Origin of the sequence: Pelatocladus sp. BLCC-F211, from assembly GCF_041928655.1 — a bacterium.
Lineage (GTDB): Bacteria > Cyanobacteriota > Cyanobacteriia > Cyanobacteriales > Nostocaceae > Pelatocladus.
Map to the genome: position 1 here is coordinate 1 of NZ_JBHFLM010000030.1, position 16,124 is coordinate 16,124.

The following is a 16,124-nucleotide window of genomic DNA, read 5'->3' on the forward strand; positions in this document are numbered from 1 at the left end:
GAGTTAGGAACTAGCTCTTCTGCCCACCGAGGGGATGTAAGACCAAAGTCTTCGGGACGTAAAAAATCTACGAAGGTTGAGGCAATCCCCAATGAATTGGGAAGCCTACACTGTACCGCAAGGTCAGTGTAGGTAGTTCACGTACTGACATTATCTTGGTCGCCAGATTATTGCGTAACCAATGGTAATCGCGATCGCCAGCAGTGTAAATCCGGTAAGAAGCTTGGTTTTGTTTTACATGGTTTGTGGCCTCAATATCAACAAGGCTATCCCAGTAATTGTTCGACTCAAAAATTACCGCCACAACTAAAACGGCAATTTCCTGGCTTGTTTCCCAGTGATAAACTTTACGATCACGAGTGGGAAAAACATGGTACTTGTTCGGGAATGACTCCTGCACAATATCTAACTTTATCCAAACAATTAAAAGATTCTGTTGTGATTCCCACAGCTTATAATCGTCCGACAAAACCCTTCCGCACAACAATCAAAGACCTCAAAAGTGCTTTTGTGAGTGCCAATAATCAATTTAATGCTGATGGAATAGCACCTTACTGTTCTGATTCAGGAAGGTTTTTGAAAGAAGTATTCTTTTGCTATTCCAAAGATAGAAAAGCAGGTATTTGTAGTGCAGAGATTTTGAGGCGATCGCAAAAAACCTGTGGTCAGCCAAATTTTTTGGTGAGAAACGTTAGATAAAAAACCTCACCAAAAGATGGCGGTTCCTCCCGCTCCTTCTAGGACACAGCTCGCGAATGGTGGGTCTGATCCCTCGTTCGTTCACCCACAAATTGGTTTGTAGAGACGTAGCATTGCTACGTCTCTACATCTGATGGAATGACGAAAAATTGATCAAATAAATTATTTATTTGGCTGGGGAGTCATCCGCAAATAGGGTTTGACTTCCTGATAACCTTTGGGGAATTTTTCCTTCAGTACTTCAGGATCTTTGAGTGAAGGAACAATCACGCAATCATCGCCATCTTTCCAGTCAGCAGGGGTAGCGACGCTGTAGTTATCAGTTAGTTGCAGTGAATCAATCACTCGCAAAATTTCATCAAAATTACGTCCAGTGCTGGGAGGATAAGTCAGAGTCAGACGCAATTTCTTGCTGGGGTCAATGATAAATACTGTCCGTACCGTCACGCTAGCGTTAGCGTTGGGGTGGATCATGTCGTAAAGGTCAGAAACTTTACGGTCAGAATCTGCCAAAATTGGGTAGTTAAGGGTGGTGTTCTGGGTTTCTTCAATGTCTCCTACCCAACCTTTATGGGACTCAACATCATCAACACTCAGGGCGATCGCTTTGACATTGCGCTGATCAAATTCTGGTTTGAGTTTGGCAACAGTTCCTAACTCAGTAGTGCAAACTGGGGTAAAGTCTGCGGGGTGAGAGAACAGCACTACCCAGCTGTCACCCGCCCACTCATAAAAATCAATGTCGCCATGTGTTGAGGCTTGGGTAAAATTCGGTACTGTATCACCTAGACGGAGAGCCATGCTTGATTCCCTGTGGATAAAAAAGGATACGTGTTCTATTGTGACATGATGACATAGAACACCGGTTCCCCGATAAAGCTATTGTGGTTCGCAACAAAAATTTAACTAACTAAATAAAAATTTAATCAAACGTTAAGTGCAAATGTAAGTAATTTCAAAGTCCTTAATAGTCTCTGAAGAAATAAATTTTAAATTGTGATAGCTGATAACTGACAACTGATAACTGACTATCCCCCCTACCTAATTTCATAATTTGAAATTGATGTACAATCAGCGCTAGTGTCAACATACCTAAAATTGTCATCAATCCCGCAGGCATAAACTTACGTGTTTTAGCTAATCTAAATGCAAAAACAACTATTAACATAGCTGTAACAATAGCTGCTAAAGCCAAACCCCAGTTTTGACCTTGAATTTGGATAAAAGCCGAAAAGATGAGTACTAAACCACTGATGCTGCCACTAAAAAGTGACATATTACTACCAACTCTTATGTAACCTACAATACCACCCACTACTGTCAATATGCCATAAACAAGGGCGGCAACAATACCTAAATTCATTGTTACAACCTATGTAGATTTTAATTTTCCTGCAAGCTCCGGCAGACAATTTAGCATAGCTGTTTAGCTAAATAACCCATATTGATAGATGGATAGTCAAGTCATGCCTACGGCAAGTAATTCGTCTTACGCAAAGGTTCAATTTCTCCAACGCCAAGCAGCTTCTCTTCTACTCTACCAATCTGTCCTGCAAACGGAAGTAGGTATAGCATTTCTTGATCTGTTGCAAGCGATTCGTTATAGTGAAGCGGATGCTAGGAGTTGTCTACAAGCTTATGGTAGTTACTTTCGAGCCTTAGCAACAAAAAATCAAAACTGGGAAGAATATCTAATTACTCAAATTCTCAAAGCTGAGAATCCTTTTACAAAACAAGCTCAACAGCAAGAGTTTGAGAATTTACCAAGTGCTTTGGTAGCAGCAGCTAAACATGATTTACTCGCACTCCAACATTTGTATGAATGTAGCAGCGCTGTTTTGAGTGAATGGGTACAAAATATTGCTCATTTACCTGTTTCACCAGTAGTGTGGTATCTAGACCAGGATGGGATAGCAAGTGTAGAAATGCAGTTGATTAGTTCTCTACAACAGTTAGAAAATTGGTCAGACGCTGTAGAAGCTTTGGCTAAATACTATCGACAATACGGTACAGGTTTATTTGCAGAGTACAAGGCTCTACGTTGGCAAAATGGGCAGTTTTTGGGTATATCTTATCCTGATACAGTTAAATTAAGCGAGCTTGTGGGTTATGAGTCGCAAAAAGAAGCTTTGTTGAAAAATACAGAATTTTTGTTGTCAGGACAGGTGGCTCTACACGTATTACTTTATGGTAGTCGTGGTTCTGGTAAATCTTCTTTAGTGAAAGCTTTGCTAAATGAGTATGGAGAGAGTAACTTACGACTGTTGGAAGTGGGAAAATCACAATTGCAAGACTTACCACTGATTGTGGAACATTTGCGAGGAGTACCGCATAAATTTATTATCTTTGTTGATGATCTTTCGTTTGAGGAAGATGACGATGCTTTTAAGGCGTTAAAAGTGGTGTTAGAAGGGAATTTAACTGCACGTCCCCAAAATATCGTGGTGTATGCTACTTCTAACCGGCGTCACTTAGTGCGGGAGTTTTTCGCTGATAGACCAGATCCCCGCGATCATGATGAAGTTCATGCCTGGGATACAATGCAGGAAAAACTTTCCTTTAGCGATCGCTTTGGTCTTACTCTCACTTTTGAAGGAGCTGATCAAAAAACTTATTTAAAAATTATCCGGCATCTTGCGGATTTAGCAGGAATTAATATCAGTCAGTCAGATTTAGAATACAAAGCTTTACAATGGGCAACTCGTCATAATGGCCGTTCTGGAAGAACAGCACGACAATTTGTAGATTTTTTAAAAGCAGATATGAATCTTGCTGCAATCCAAGTTAAAAATTAAAAGTCAAAAGAAAGAAAAATGCTCAAAACCAGCAATATGCAGTCAGCAACAGTAAGTAATCGACTTATTCTCGGTGTAGTTGCCTTTGGTGCGAGTTTTGGACTTGGTTTAGTCTTTAGTTGGGATGTTAAAAGTGCCTTTTTCACAGGCGTCATCACAATATTTTCTACTTATCTCGCAGCTTTGTTTATAGACAGGCGACGCCGAGCTAGTGAAATGCTAGTTCTAGATTCTCTCCACAGACGTATTAAAGAATTGGAGGGTTTAAAATCTCGTGTAGTTGCAGAAGTCAATCAATTAGAAACTCAACATTCTCTATTATATCAAGAATCAAATAAATTACAAAATCAAATAAATGAACGTCGAAATCAACGAGATAGTCTTAACCGTGAGTTAAGCAATTATGTCATCGAAAAAAAACAGTTGGAATCACAAATTACTCTTTTACAAAATGAGATTACAGAACTAGAAAAAACAAAATTAGAACAGAACAATTCCTTGTCGGCTATCAATGCAGAAAAACGCCGACTGGAATTAAATTGTAGTGTTTCTAAAGCTGAGATCAATCAGTTACATAATCAACTTTGTGAACTGTTGCAGCAGAGGCAAGACTTAGAAAGTAACTTAACTCTTCTAGAAAGGCTTAAACCCCAACTAGAAGAAAAATTGCATGAAATGAGACTTCAAGTTCAAGAACTAGAAGCAGAAAATCAGCAACAAAATAAATTGTTGCTCGACAAAAAGCTAGAAACAGAAAAGACAGAAATTAATTTAAATTCCTTAAAAGTACAAGTAGTAGATCAACAAAACCAACTCCAACAATTGGAAAGTCAAATTTCCTTACTGCAAGATGAACGCGATCATTTACAAAATCAAGTATGGGAATTATTACAGCAAATAGAAAATTTAGATTCCAGTAATGTATTAGGGAATAATCAGGAAGAAGATGTAGAACTTTTTCCGTTTGCTGATTTACTTGATACAGTAGATGAGCTAGAGACATCAAATAATCTAGAGGAATTCTCGTCAGAATGGTCTAGTTTACTAAATCATTTATCTGACTCAGAAATTCAGGTATTAAAAGCAATCATAGAAAATGAGAATCCGAATGCAGTTATTAAAAAAATAGCTGAAGCTAATATTACTATGCCAAATTTATTAATTGATTCTATCAATGAAAATGCTAATAACACGATTGGCGAATTGCTCATTGATCCAAATGTAACAACTCCAGAAATTTATCCAGAGTATAAAAGTGACGTGGAAAGAGCGATCGCAATCTACAAAAACATTAAGTAGGAGCGAAGCCTTGGGGCAATAATTATAGAGGTGCTTCTTAGGTTCTTTCCCCTACATCCCTATTTTTTGACCTTATCCTACATGAAAGCAAAGCTCACCTTCAAGCTAAAATACATGGAGGTGAGGTGAATTTACATGGTAAAGCTCAAAATCTCGAAAAAAGTCTCCACTGCTATCATAAATTCTCTTGGCGCGGGTGTTGTACCAAGGGTGGGACTAGAACATATAGCAGTAGGTCGGGAAAAAGAACTACAAAGCCTATTACAAAACCTCAATGACATTGCAGAAGGAGTAGCAGCTTTTCGCTTCATAATTGGGAACTATGGTTCCGGTAAAAGCTTCATGCTCCAGTTACTTCGCAATCGTGCAATGGAACAAGGTTTTGTAGTTACTGATGCTGACTTGTGTTCAGAACGCCGACTAGCAGGAAGCAACAACGAAGGTTTAGCAACTTATCGAGAATTAATGAGTCGCCTTGCGACAAAAACTCGCCCTGATGGCGGTGCTTTAGTAGCAATTTTAGAGGGATGGATTAGTAAAATTCAACAAGAAGTTGCCAAAGAAACCGGAATGCGTCCCAATGATGATGGCTTTGATGACCAAGTAGAAGCCAAAATTAGGGAAGTAATTCAGTATATAGAAGACTTAGTTCATGGCTTTGATTTTGGCAATGTGATTATTGCTTATTGGCGTGGTTATCGCCTGGATGATGATGAGCTAAAAAATGCTGCTTTGCGTTGGTTACGAGGAGAATATAGCACTAAAACAGAAGCCAAAGCTGCTTTAGGAGTGCGGGTAATTATTGATGATGATAGTTGGTATGATTATATTAAATTAATCGCTAAATTTACTGCGGAAATTGGCTACAAAGGTCTGGTAGTCTTGCTGGATGAAGCAGCAAATATATATCAAATTCCCACTACTGTCACTCGCGAAAAAAATTATAACAGGCTGCTAGCAATTTTCAACGACACCATGCAGTGTAAAGCAGAAAATCTTGGAGTGTTTGTAGGTGGAACAACAAAATTTTTAGAAGATCCAAATCGTGGACTATTTGCAGACCCTGCTTGGCGCCGACGAACAAAAGAAAGCCGTTTTGTGACTCAATCTGGTGTACAAGAATTTTTAGGGCCTGTGATGCGGCTCAATCCTTTAAGTCAAGAAGAAATTCTGTTGCTTTTGCAAACATTAACAGAAATCCATGCTCTGAATTTTGCTTATACACAGACATTAAAAAGTTCTAATTTAAAAGAATTTGTTCAAGAAATTGTTAATCGCTTGGGTGCAGCAGCATTATTAACTCCGGGCGAAATTGTCCGAGATTTTCTGAGTGTTTTAAATATAATTTATCAAAATCCTAGCAAGCCTTTTGATGAGTTAATTCATGGTGCTGATTTTAAACCTACTGCCGTGGGCAAAGATACAGATGTGGGTGAAGATGATGTTGCGGAGTTTAGTTTGTAGTCATGTAGAGACGCGAAATTTCGCGTCTCTACACATAACCGTATTGGGTTACGCCCCTACAAAAATCCAATATGTATGAGGATTTTTGTCAAACAATATTACGCTGGGTAAATCCGCAGACGCCGATTTGGTTCTTCCCCAAAACTATTGGATTTTAAGCGGTAGTGTTCCACCAACTCATGCTGCATTTTCCGCACTTGAGCAGAACGGGGTAATAATTCCACAGGTTGTCCTTTGGGAATGACAATATTTTCGACTGCTAATCTGGCTTCCTCTAAGGCGTCAATTTCATCATCAGTGGCGCTGTGGAGGAATAATTGCAGTTCGCGATCGTCAGTCACCTCTGGATCATCGATGTTGAGTAACCGCCGCAAACCACGGGTAATTTGCGGTATGGTACTGGATTTGATCATGTGGATAGGCACTTGTCGGGCTTTAGCCATTTGCCGCAATTTAGCATGGTTTTTGACGTGTGATCGCAATGCCAAAATTGCATCAGCACTATCGATATCTTTTGTCAAGACCACTGGTAAATTCAACACTTCAACTACTTGTTCTAATTGACTACGGCTGACACCATAGGGATAGATATGCAGTGGCAAATCTTCACCATTTGGTCCTGCTAGTTTGCTATCAGCATCATCGAAGCCACCAAAGTAATTGAAAGATTCATCTAGTAAGCGGTCAAATTCATTATGCCTACTTAACTTGGTTGGTTGTGTGGTAACTGGCGGCGGTAATGCTTGCATTTGTCCAGATGAGCGCCAGCCGTTTGACTGTCGTGCTGGTACAAATGACTCTTCTTTAGCGAGAGTTTGGGAACGACCATTCAAAGGTGTTAACTGGCGTTTAATCTTAACTTGGCCTTCTTCGTCAACAGTTCTCACCTGTGGACTAGGCTGATGCCCTCTGAGCAAACTATCTACTGTGTCAGCGACACTCTCATGGACTACCCAGCGTTGGCGTTCCAGCATTTCCACGGCAATCTCGAAAGTTGGAGGTGCTTTACGTTCCAAAACAGTTTTTTGACTGCCCCGGCGTCTAGCTTCATCATCCCCTAATGTCACAGCTTGGATACCACCAACCAAATCCGAAAGAGTCGGGTTTTTGATTAAGTTTTCAATTTGGTTTCCGTGGGCAGTACCTACTAACTGTACACCCCGTTCGGCAATGGTACGAGCGGCTAAAGCTTCTAGTTCTGTGCCAATTTCATCAATGACGATCACCTCTGGCATGTGGTTTTCCACAGCCTCAATCATCACTTGATGTTGTAATTCGGGATGAGCAACTTGCATCCGTCTGGCTTTCCCAATTGCCGGATGGGGAACGTCGCCATCACCAGCGATTTCATTAGAGGTGTCAATAATCACCACGCGTTTGTTCAACTCATCCGCTAAAACACGGGCAATTTCTCGTAAGGCAGTGGTTTTACCCACACCTGGGCGTCCCAGCATCAGAATCGATTTACCAGTTTCTACTAAATCGCGAATCATGCCGATGGTTCCAAACACCGCTCGACCAACACGGCAAGTTAAGCCAATAATCTTACCGGTGCGGTTACGGATGGCACTGATTCTATGCAAAGTTTGCTCTATTCCGGCTCGGTTATCTCCGCCAAAGCTTCCCACTCGCTGAATACAATCATCGATCACGTTCTGAGTGATGGCTATTTCGCTCAGATACTCAGCTTGATGAGGGAAGCGGGCTTCTGGACGACGGCCCAGATCTAAAACCACTTCCACTAAACTATCTCGTTGGGGATGCTTCTCTAATATTTGCCGCAGGTCTTGGGGCAAAATATCTAACAATTTTTGGAGATCTTCTGTAATCGTCATGCTTATTATGGTGACGTTTTTAGAGATAGCGATATGCTTTTATGGACACGAGGTTTTGCCCGTACCCTACTGCTGGAACTTGAGCTGGGAAACAAGAGAATGGGCAAGTCCAACAGCTTGCCAGAGCAATTCTGGTTCATCTTCTAGGCGGACAGTTGTTTTGACACTGGTGTCATTCACCTCCATTGCTTCTAACTGCTCTAAAATTGGTGACAGCAATACACGAGCGTAGCTGCCGTAGGCGACCCCGGAAATGGGAGACAAGGGGGAGGGGGGAGACAAGGGAGACACGGGAGACAAGGAGGAGGGGGGAGATATGGGAGAAATTCTTCCTTGTCCTCCTTGTCCTCCTTGTCCTCCTTTCCTCAACAATCCCATCGCCCTTAACTTAGCAACGGTGTAACTGTTAGTGCCGCCTGCTAACTGCACGTATCCAGGTAGTTTTGCTGCCAAGACTTTTTGCCCTAATTTAACTGCGGCTGTGGTGGTGCCATCGCCAATATCACCACTCATCGGCCGTCCGTCGGTTTGCCAAATTAAGGCATAATTATGTGGAGCGATCGCATCATACAGAGCATGTAGGTAATCAATCATACCCTCTCCGTCTGGACAACTAATTGCTACTAACTTCAATTGTTCAACCCAGGGTGCTATTGCTTGCCACAATTGCTGAAATTCGCTTAAACGTCCTACTTGTGTATGAATTTCTATGGCATCCACCCCAGCTGACAAAATCAATGGTGCGATCGCTTCTGGTGTTATTACGTAAGAATTTGTATTAATTATACCATATGGGCAGATTGGTATGCAACGACCACAACCGTAGCATTTGTTGGATATCACTCCTGAAAAATGCTCTGGTGTATTGCTAAATTTTATTGCCTGTGCAGGGCAAATTCTTTCACATGGTCTAGGGCAATTTGCAGGACACTCTGTAGAATCAAATTTTGCTTTGCGAAAATGCGGATCTTCCCCATCATTGAGGCTAACCATCAAAAAAGGTGACTTTCCTTTGTTGGCAAAGCCTCGTGCTTGTGCGTCTTCGGCAAACTCAGCGGCAATTTGTAGCGCCTCTCGAACTGCGGCAATTACAGCCGGATCGGCAGCCACATCTATACAATCAGCACCTGCTAGTGTGTAGGCCAATGTTAAACTTCTGACCGCAGGCAGGTGTTGAAAGCTGGCTCCGCAAATGAGCTTGAACCACTGACCTTCTTTAAGGGATTGCAAGGGGTTGAGGTGATCAGTCACATTATCTATTATGCTATGTGACAGAAAAATGTTGTAGGCATTTGCCTAATTTAATTCGCTTTGTTGGAGAGGAATTTCGATGATAAACTCTGTACCTTGCCCTGCTAGTGAGTTACAGGTGAGTTTTCCTTGATGTTTCTGCACGACAATCTGATAACTAATTGCCAATCCTAGTCCACTACCTTTGCCTGGTGGTTTTGTAGTAAAAAATGGGTCGAACATTCGCGATCGCACGGATTTAGATACACCAGGACCATTATCAGCGATACAAATCTTTACGGTATTCGAGTTTGTCAGCATCGTGCGAATGTGAATTTGGGGTTTAGTCAATAGTCCAAAGTCCATAGTCAATAGTTCAGAATCTTTGACCATTGACAATTGACTATTGACATTTGACTCATCCAAAGCATCGATCGCATTATTCAATAGATGCATAAATACTTGGTTAAGTTCACTAGCATAACAAGTAACTAAGGGTAAATCACTATACTCTTTAAATACTGTAATTGCAGGACGATTTGTTGTTTTCTTAAGTCGGTGTTGCAACATTACTACAGTACTATCTATACCTTCATGGACATTTACACGCTTCATTTGTGCTTCATCGAGCCGGGAGAAATTTTGTAGTGCTTCAACAATAGAACGGATACGTTCTGCTCCCCTATACATTGCATCCATGAGGTTTTGTTGATCGTTGATCAAAAAATTTAAGTCTATTTGTTTAACTATTTCTTGAATATTTAATGTGGGTGATGGATATTCTTGTTGATACGCTTCAATTAAATTTATTAAATCTTGTACATATTGACCAACATATTCAAGGTTGCCGTAGATAAAACTAATAGGGTTATTAACTTCATGAGCAATTCCTGCTACCAACTGCCCTAATGCTGCCATCTTTTCTCGTTGAATCATATGAACTTGAGAAGTTTGCAAATCATCAAGAGCTTTTTGTAATAAGATATTTTTTTCGTGTAAATTATTTTGTAATAAACATAGTTTTAGCTGATTTTCTATTCGTAATACAACTTCTACTCCATGAAAGGGTTTAGTAATATAATCTACACCACCAACCTCAAAAGCTTTTACTTTGTCTAAAACATCATCAAGAGCGCTAATAAAAATAACTGGAATTCGACAAGTGCTATCATTAACTTTTAACTGTCTGCAAACTTCATAGCCATCCATTTCTGGCATATTAATATCTAACAAAATTACATCTGGCAAAACCATTTGGCAAGCAGTAAGCGCCATTTTGCCGCTTAAAGCTTTACGAACTTCATAACCTTGTGCAGTAAGCATTGCTGACAAAAGTCGCAAATTATCAGGGGTATCATCTACTACCAAGATATTTGCTTTGGAATCTCTTTTTGGAGTCAAATGCATTTTACTTTAGGAATATTAATATTTATAATAAGCAAAAATTATTGTTTAGAAGCCAAAATTGTCCTCTAGAGCCAAAACGCAGATAAGGGAATTCTACGTCAAAAGCTTTCTGATGGGCAAACCGAAGGGCAGAAGACTCAGTTGGAAGTCAGGGAACAGGGAATAGGGAACTCTTAACGACTTGAAGAATGTGTAATTAATTCTGTAATGGTACTTAATTTTGTTTTGCAATACTATGGTGCGTGATAGTGAAGCCATAACGCACCCTACTTAAGATTTACTCAAAAAGCCTAATTACTTTCTCATTTTGGTAGATTTAACAAGCAAAAAGCCTGATTACTTTCTCATTTGGCTTAAATGCTTTCTCATTTCGGTAGATCACACACTCATTTCGGTAGATTCAGTAAGCAAATAGGCTCTTGAACTTTTCAATATGCTGATTGCTTTTTTCTATCAGTAATTTACGCAATCATAACAGCGATCGCTTCAACTATCTTTTCTGAGATAAATCCATAAAATTTGCTAGCTTGTAAACAATCCGCGCCCCGACATTACCATCCCACTCAGCATCACCAACTTCACACACATCAAAACCAATTATTTTTCTACCGCTTTTTACTAATTCCCGAAATAAACAAAAAGTTTGCTCTAATTCTAATCCATCAGGAACAGGAGTACCTGTCCTCGGACAAAGTTTTGGATCAAGACCATCAACATCAAAGCTAATATGAACGTATTCGGGTAAATGACCGATAATTGAGCGACATACTTCAATCCAAGTAGTTCCAGAGTAAAGTTTTTGTTTCATCATTGAGTCGTAATAAGCAACTATGCGACTATTGGATTGACTAATGATTTCCACTTCATCATGACAAATATCACGCAAACCGACCTGTACTAATTTGGAAATTTGCGGTATTTTCATAGCATTAAACATGATAGAAGCATGAGAAAATTCAAATCCTTCATAGGCATTTCGTAAATCTGCATGGGCATCTATATGTAAAATACCAAAGCTAGAATATTTAGCTGCTAATGCTTGAAAATAACCTAATGGTGAACTATGATCTCCTCCAATCACCGCAACTCTTTTACCATGATTAATAGCTTCTTGACACTGTGCAAATAACCATTGATTGAGCTGTTGACTCGCTTGGTTAATTTCTGTGATCACAGGAGTTAAATCTGGTGTATCTGTTAATTGTTGACCTTGCTCTAAGCGTTCAATAATTGTTGCAGCTAAATAACGATAGTATGCATTTTTATCTACGATATCCTGGGGAATTTCTGCCATGAAAATTCCCTGTTTCCATCCATCAGGGTGATCAAAATCGAACAAGTCTAATTGTGGTGAAGCATCCAGGATTCTTTGTGGACCATTCGCCGTACCTGCACCATAGGAAACGGTAACTTCCCACGGGACACCAAAGACAATTAAATTTGCAGACTCATAATCGAAAGGTAAACCGAAGAGGTTGCTATTGATTTGTCCGATGCCGCTAGGATTGTACTCTGAAAATTGATTACTCATCGACTGTCTTTTTGATTTATGTGGTTATGTGGGTAAACAAAACACTACTTGTTGAATATTTGCATTATGTTAGCGTAGTTTGAAAGAAGCCCAGCAAAAAATCTTTAACGAGAATCTAAGTAGAGAATATTCCCATTTAGCTTTATTTTTACCTACCTACTTAACTGCATTATAAAAATTATTAACATGACAGATATCCGCAAGCTAATTAACCAACTCGCTGCCAAGGAAAATAACATACGTTCCACCCACTTTATCGCACCCTGTCTGCGTGGTGGCAAAGTACGAACTAGAGTGGCAGGAATAATTTATACATTTAATCCTAAACCTCGTAACTTTGAAGGTTGGGGTATCTTTCAACCAGTAGATGAGAAAATCGCGACGGTAGTTGAAGAACCTAACTTACCGCAAATTGCTGAATATCTACAATACCTTAAACCACTGCGTTTACGACTTGCTCACCCATTGCGATCGCAAACTTGGTTAGCTTACCCAGTCAACGAGGCTGATATGCGGCAACGCTGTGGATATTGCCGACCTGTAGCAGTAAATTTAGTTACAGAGGGAGCCAAATTTGAGGTAATTATTGCCCGCACTGATGGCGCTGCTTGGTGGTTTGACGAATGCGATCGCCGTGCTGATCCGTTAGTTACTGAAAAACTGCGAGAACACCTCAAACAAGTCACACCACCAGACAAACTCCACTTTCAGGGTTTGACACCAGAAATGCGGACAGTATACGAAATAGTTGCTCAACAAACCAAAGAATTCGCAGCTTTGCAGCAACCACAACGTGATGAAAAGCTATTGCAAAAAGCATTGCAAATGGGTGGTGGAGAATTACATGAATTTCGCGATCGCCAAGATCATTGGGTTGTAAACTGGACAACTGCTGACGGCGAATATCACACCAGCGCTATTTCTAAAACAGATTTAACCGTAATGAGTGCGGGAATTTGCTTGAGTGGAGAAGATGAAAAATTTGATTTGCAATCCCTAGTAGGTATTGTTGAACAACGGTATGAATAGGGAGCGGGGAGCGGGGAGCGGGGAACAGACGCGGTGAATCAATCAAAAATATTCTCCCTTGTCCCCCATGTCCTCCTTGTCCCCGTTGCCCCTTATCCCCAGAGGGGACCCCTACCTTCCCCAATCCCCGATCCCCTTTACTCACCAAATCTTAAGGCTTGTCCGCGCACTTGTGTATGCAACTTGCCTTTTTCATAAACAATCTCACCACCGACAATTGTGTAAGCAGGCCATCCGGTGAGATTCCAACCTTCAAAAGGACTCCAACCGCATTTACTCAATAATTCTTCGCGCAAAACTGGACGATAAGTTTGCAAATCTACAAGGACTAAATCAGCATCATAACCAGGTGCGATCGCTCCTTTGTTGGGGATATTATATGCTTTGGCTACAGCAGTAGACATCCAGTTAACAACTTGGGCGAGAGTGCATCGTCCTTGGTCTGTGGCTGTTAACATTAGAGGTAAAGAAGTTTCTACACCTGGCATTCCTGAAGGACTATTGGGGTAAGATTGTGCTTTTTCTTCTAAGGTGTGGGGTGCATGATCGGTGGCAATAAAATCAATAATGCCATCATGCAAAGCTTGCCAGAGAACTTCGTTATCGTGGGGCGATCGCAAAGGCGGATTCATCTGTGCTAATGTACCAATTTTTTCATAGGCACTTGTATTTAAAAATAAATGTTGTGGTGTGACTTCTGCTGTCACCCAACTTGGCTTGTGTTGACGCAGTAACTCTGCTTCCTCAGCCGTAGACATATGTAAAATATGCAGACGTCGCTGGTATTTTTGTGACAATTTTAATACCTGCTGCGTTGCTAAAAGTGCCGCCTGATTATCTTGAATCTGAGAATGAACTGCGACGTCATGAATACCAGCAAATTCTTGGCGTCTTTGGTTGATTCTGGCTTGATCTTCGGCGTGAACAGCAATTAAACGTTTTCCTTTAGCAAATATTGCTTCTAGAATCTCTTGTTGATCCACCAACAACTGCCCATGCATCGACCCCATAAAGATTTTGATTCCTGGAGTTGGATTTGCCAAGAGCAAGTCTGGGAGATTTTCTGCTGTTGCGCCAATAAAAAAGCCATAGTTCACTAGGCATTTATTCTGAGCGCGTTGCAGTTTATCATCAAGTGCTTGTTGGGTAGTTGTCAGGGGACGTGTATTTGGCATTTCCAAAAAGGAAGTTACTCCACCTTTTGCACACGCACAAGTTGCAGTAAACAAGTCTTCTTTATGTTCCAATCCTGGTTCACGAAAGTGTACCTGTGGATCGATAACTCCTGGCAACAAAGTTAACCCTTCTGCGTCAATTTCTCTGATTAGTGTTTGTTCTGTGGATATTTCTGGTGCAATTTCGACGATCAGGCGATCGCGCGTCAGCACATCCCCAATCATTAATTCTCCATTGGGTAAAATTATCCGAGCGTGCCGAATTAGTAAACTAGTTGAAGATGACATGGATATTCAAGTGTTAAAGCAAGAGATATTTTTCACAAAGCCCTTTTTAGGGGCAGTCTATAGGAGTGTAAGAGAAAAAATCAGATCATAATTACAACACTACTTGGGGTTAACTTATACTCTTATACCTACCAAAACTGTAATTAACAAGAATTATTCTTTTAGGTTAGACTTTATTTGACTGTTAGTAATGAATTTTTGTCACTCATCAAACACAAGTTTATTTTTTAAGCATAAATAAATAATTCAGTTATGAACTACCTAAACTCCTGAATTTCTGACTCCCACTTTCCATTGCAAGCTTGTACATTGGACAATGTAACTGAAAAACTCGCTTTCTACGGTTAAGATTAACAGATATAGCATCTCTAAGGATTGTGGATTAAATAACATGCAACTAATTTATAAATTTACCTCGCACTGCCTACGACACACCCTCTTTGAACTCCCCCGCAGAGGATGAGATAGTGTTTTTTATTTAGTTCGCGTTCCTAAACAGAAAAAATAGAAATAGTATCTTGTGCTTTTAGTCAAGTAATTTCATGCAAAATCAAGTGTCTGATAACAACAACTCTAGTCAAAAACCTGATAGTTCTTGGATAGGAGAACTAGGTAGAACAATTGTATTAAGCATCGTGTTGGCTTTGGGTATTCGTACCTTCGTAGCCGAAGCCCGTTGGATTCCATCTGGTTCAATGGAACCAACCCTACATGGTTCGCCTAATCAGTGGGAAGCAGATAAGATTATTGTTGATAAGTTAAGTTATAAATTTTCTAATCCCCAAAGGGGAGATATTGTAGTATTTTCACCCACAAAAGAGCTACAACAAGAACAATATCAAGATGCTTTTATCAAGCGTATTGTTGGTTTACCAGGAGAAACAGTAGCACTCAAAAACGGTAAAGTTTTTATCAACAATCAACCTCTTACAGAAAATAAATATCTTTCGCCTTCACAGCAGACAGTAGTCAATGTTTGCACTTCCGGGCCACAACCACCATTTTTATCTAAAGCTGTAACCATACCTGCCAATTCCTATTTAGTATTAGGTGACAACCGTAACAGCAGTTACGATAGTCGCTGCTGGGGTGTTGTTCCCAGAGAAAATATTATTGGTCGTGCTGTAATTCGTTTTTGGCCCCTAGATCACGTTGGCGGTATTGATAAGTCGCCATTGTATCCGTAAGCGGGGATCAGGGATTGGGGATTGGGAAATAGGGGACAAGGGGGACAACTTCTCAGTTATCAGTTAACAGTTAACAGTTACCAGTTTAATTTGATCAGTGATCAGTGATCACTGATTCATGCCCAATGCCCAATGCCCAATAATAACAAATGACCATTGACCATTGACTATTGACTATTGACCAA

Annotated in this window: 12 protein-coding genes and 1 pseudogene; 6 read left to right on the forward strand and 7 right to left on the reverse strand. The window is 40.4% G+C overall.

From position 1 onward, the window contains the following. Positions 1–144 precede the first annotated feature (144 nt). Positions 145–699, forward strand: a complete 555-nt coding sequence (locus tag ACE1AT_RS02730) for a ribonuclease (protein ID WP_374865845.1) — start codon at positions 145–147, stop codon at positions 697–699. 162 nt (positions 700–861) lie between these two features. On the opposite strand, the gene ACE1AT_RS02735 is transcribed toward ACE1AT_RS02730, so the two are convergent. Together ACE1AT_RS02735 and ACE1AT_RS02740 are read right to left on the reverse strand one after the other, a co-directional pair. Continuing rightward, positions 862–1,500: a peroxiredoxin gene (locus tag ACE1AT_RS02735; protein WP_374865782.1), complete on the reverse strand. Its 639-nt coding sequence runs from the start codon at positions 1,498–1,500 to the stop codon at positions 862–864. Between the two features lie 244 nt (positions 1,501–1,744). After that, positions 1,745–2,062: pseudogene (locus ACE1AT_RS02740) on the reverse strand (TMEM14 family protein); the annotation flags it as partial. An 88-nt stretch (positions 2,063–2,150) separates the two neighbouring features. Here ACE1AT_RS02740 and ACE1AT_RS02745 point away from each other — a divergent pair. The 3 genes from ACE1AT_RS02745 (at position 2,151) to ACE1AT_RS02755 (ending at position 6,257) form a co-directional block, all read left to right on the forward strand. Beyond that, entirely contained in the window at positions 2,151–3,494 is a 1,344-nt protein-coding gene (locus tag ACE1AT_RS02745; RefSeq protein ID WP_374865783.1) for an ATP-binding protein, read from the forward strand. A gap of 18 nt (positions 3,495–3,512) precedes the next feature. Next, positions 3,513–4,793: a tellurite resistance TerB C-terminal domain-containing protein gene (locus ACE1AT_RS02750; protein ID WP_374865784.1), complete on the forward strand. Its 1,281-nt coding sequence runs from the start codon at positions 3,513–3,515 to the stop codon at positions 4,791–4,793. Between the two features lie 135 nt (positions 4,794–4,928). Then, positions 4,929–6,257 carry an ATP-binding protein gene (locus ACE1AT_RS02755; protein ID WP_374865785.1) on the forward strand — a complete coding sequence of 443 codons (1,329 nt, stop codon included), beginning with the start codon at positions 4,929–4,931 and terminating at the stop codon, positions 6,255–6,257. 98 nt (positions 6,258–6,355) lie between these two features. Here the strand turns inward: ACE1AT_RS02755 and ACE1AT_RS02760 are convergent, their stop codons facing one another. The 4 genes from ACE1AT_RS02760 to speB form a co-directional block, all read right to left on the reverse strand. Then, positions 6,356–8,092, reverse strand: a complete 1,737-nt coding sequence (locus ACE1AT_RS02760; RefSeq protein ID WP_374865786.1) for a R3H domain-containing nucleic acid-binding protein — start codon at positions 8,090–8,092, stop codon at positions 6,356–6,358. Between the two features lie 66 nt (positions 8,093–8,158). Continuing rightward, positions 8,159–9,343 carry a circadian clock protein LdpA gene (ldpA, locus tag ACE1AT_RS02765; protein WP_374865787.1) on the reverse strand — a complete coding sequence of 395 codons (1,185 nt, stop codon included), beginning with the start codon at positions 9,341–9,343 and terminating at the stop codon, positions 8,159–8,161. 45 nt (positions 9,344–9,388) lie between these two features. Further along, positions 9,389–10,729 (reverse strand): response regulator, encoded by a 1,341-nt coding sequence (locus tag ACE1AT_RS02770; protein ID WP_374865788.1) that lies wholly within the window; start codon positions 10,727–10,729, stop codon positions 9,389–9,391. 490 nt (positions 10,730–11,219) lie between these two features. Beyond that, positions 11,220–12,260 (reverse strand): agmatinase SpeB, encoded by a 1,041-nt coding sequence (gene speB, locus ACE1AT_RS02775; RefSeq protein WP_374865789.1) that lies wholly within the window; start codon positions 12,258–12,260, stop codon positions 11,220–11,222. Positions 12,261–12,446: 186 nt separating this feature from the next. Between speB and ACE1AT_RS02780 the strand changes: the two genes are divergently transcribed. Continuing rightward, positions 12,447–13,289 carry a hypothetical protein gene (locus tag ACE1AT_RS02780; RefSeq protein ID WP_374865790.1) on the forward strand — a complete coding sequence of 281 codons (843 nt, stop codon included), beginning with the start codon at positions 12,447–12,449 and terminating at the stop codon, positions 13,287–13,289. Positions 13,290–13,426: 137 nt separating this feature from the next. Here the strand turns inward: ACE1AT_RS02780 and ACE1AT_RS02785 are convergent, their stop codons facing one another. Then, on the reverse strand, positions 13,427–14,752 hold the full coding sequence (locus ACE1AT_RS02785) for a dihydroorotase (RefSeq protein ID WP_374865791.1): 1,326 nt from the start codon (positions 14,750–14,752) through the stop codon (positions 13,427–13,429). Between the two features lie 542 nt (positions 14,753–15,294). On the opposite strand from ACE1AT_RS02785, the gene lepB reads away from it, so the two are divergent. Then, the gene (gene lepB, locus ACE1AT_RS02790) at positions 15,295–15,939 is read left to right on the forward strand and encodes a signal peptidase I (protein ID WP_374865792.1); all 645 of its coding nucleotides are present in this window, start codon (positions 15,295–15,297) and stop codon (positions 15,937–15,939) included. Positions 15,940–16,124: the final 185 nt, after the last annotated feature.

What these genes read in the sequence shown, in the direction of transcription:
- ACE1AT_RS02760 (WP_374865786.1), bottom strand. Translation starts at nt 8,092, where the DNA reads ATGACGATTACAGAAGATCTCCAAAAATTGTTAGATATTTTGCCCCAA.
- ACE1AT_RS02745 (WP_374865783.1), top strand. Translation starts at nt 2,151, where the DNA reads ATGGATAGTCAAGTCATGCCTACGGCAAGTAATTCGTCTTACGCAAAG.
- ACE1AT_RS02770 (WP_374865788.1), bottom strand. Translation starts at nt 10,729, where the DNA reads ATGCATTTGACTCCAAAAAGAGATTCCAAAGCAAATATCTTGGTAGTA.
- speB (WP_374865789.1), bottom strand. Translation starts at nt 12,260, where the DNA reads ATGAGTAATCAATTTTCAGAGTACAATCCTAGCGGCATCGGACAAATC.
- lepB (WP_374865792.1), top strand. Translation starts at nt 15,295, where the DNA reads ATGCAAAATCAAGTGTCTGATAACAACAACTCTAGTCAAAAACCTGAT.
- ACE1AT_RS02780 (WP_374865790.1), top strand. Translation starts at nt 12,447, where the DNA reads ATGACAGATATCCGCAAGCTAATTAACCAACTCGCTGCCAAGGAAAAT.
- ACE1AT_RS02735 (WP_374865782.1), bottom strand. Translation starts at nt 1,500, where the DNA reads ATGGCTCTCCGTCTAGGTGATACAGTACCGAATTTTACCCAAGCCTCA.
- ACE1AT_RS02785 (WP_374865791.1), bottom strand. Translation starts at nt 14,752, where the DNA reads ATGTCATCTTCAACTAGTTTACTAATTCGGCACGCTCGGATAATTTTA.
- ACE1AT_RS02755 (WP_374865785.1), top strand. Translation starts at nt 4,929, where the DNA reads ATGGTAAAGCTCAAAATCTCGAAAAAAGTCTCCACTGCTATCATAAAT.
- ACE1AT_RS02750 (WP_374865784.1), top strand. Translation starts at nt 3,513, where the DNA reads ATGCTCAAAACCAGCAATATGCAGTCAGCAACAGTAAGTAATCGACTT.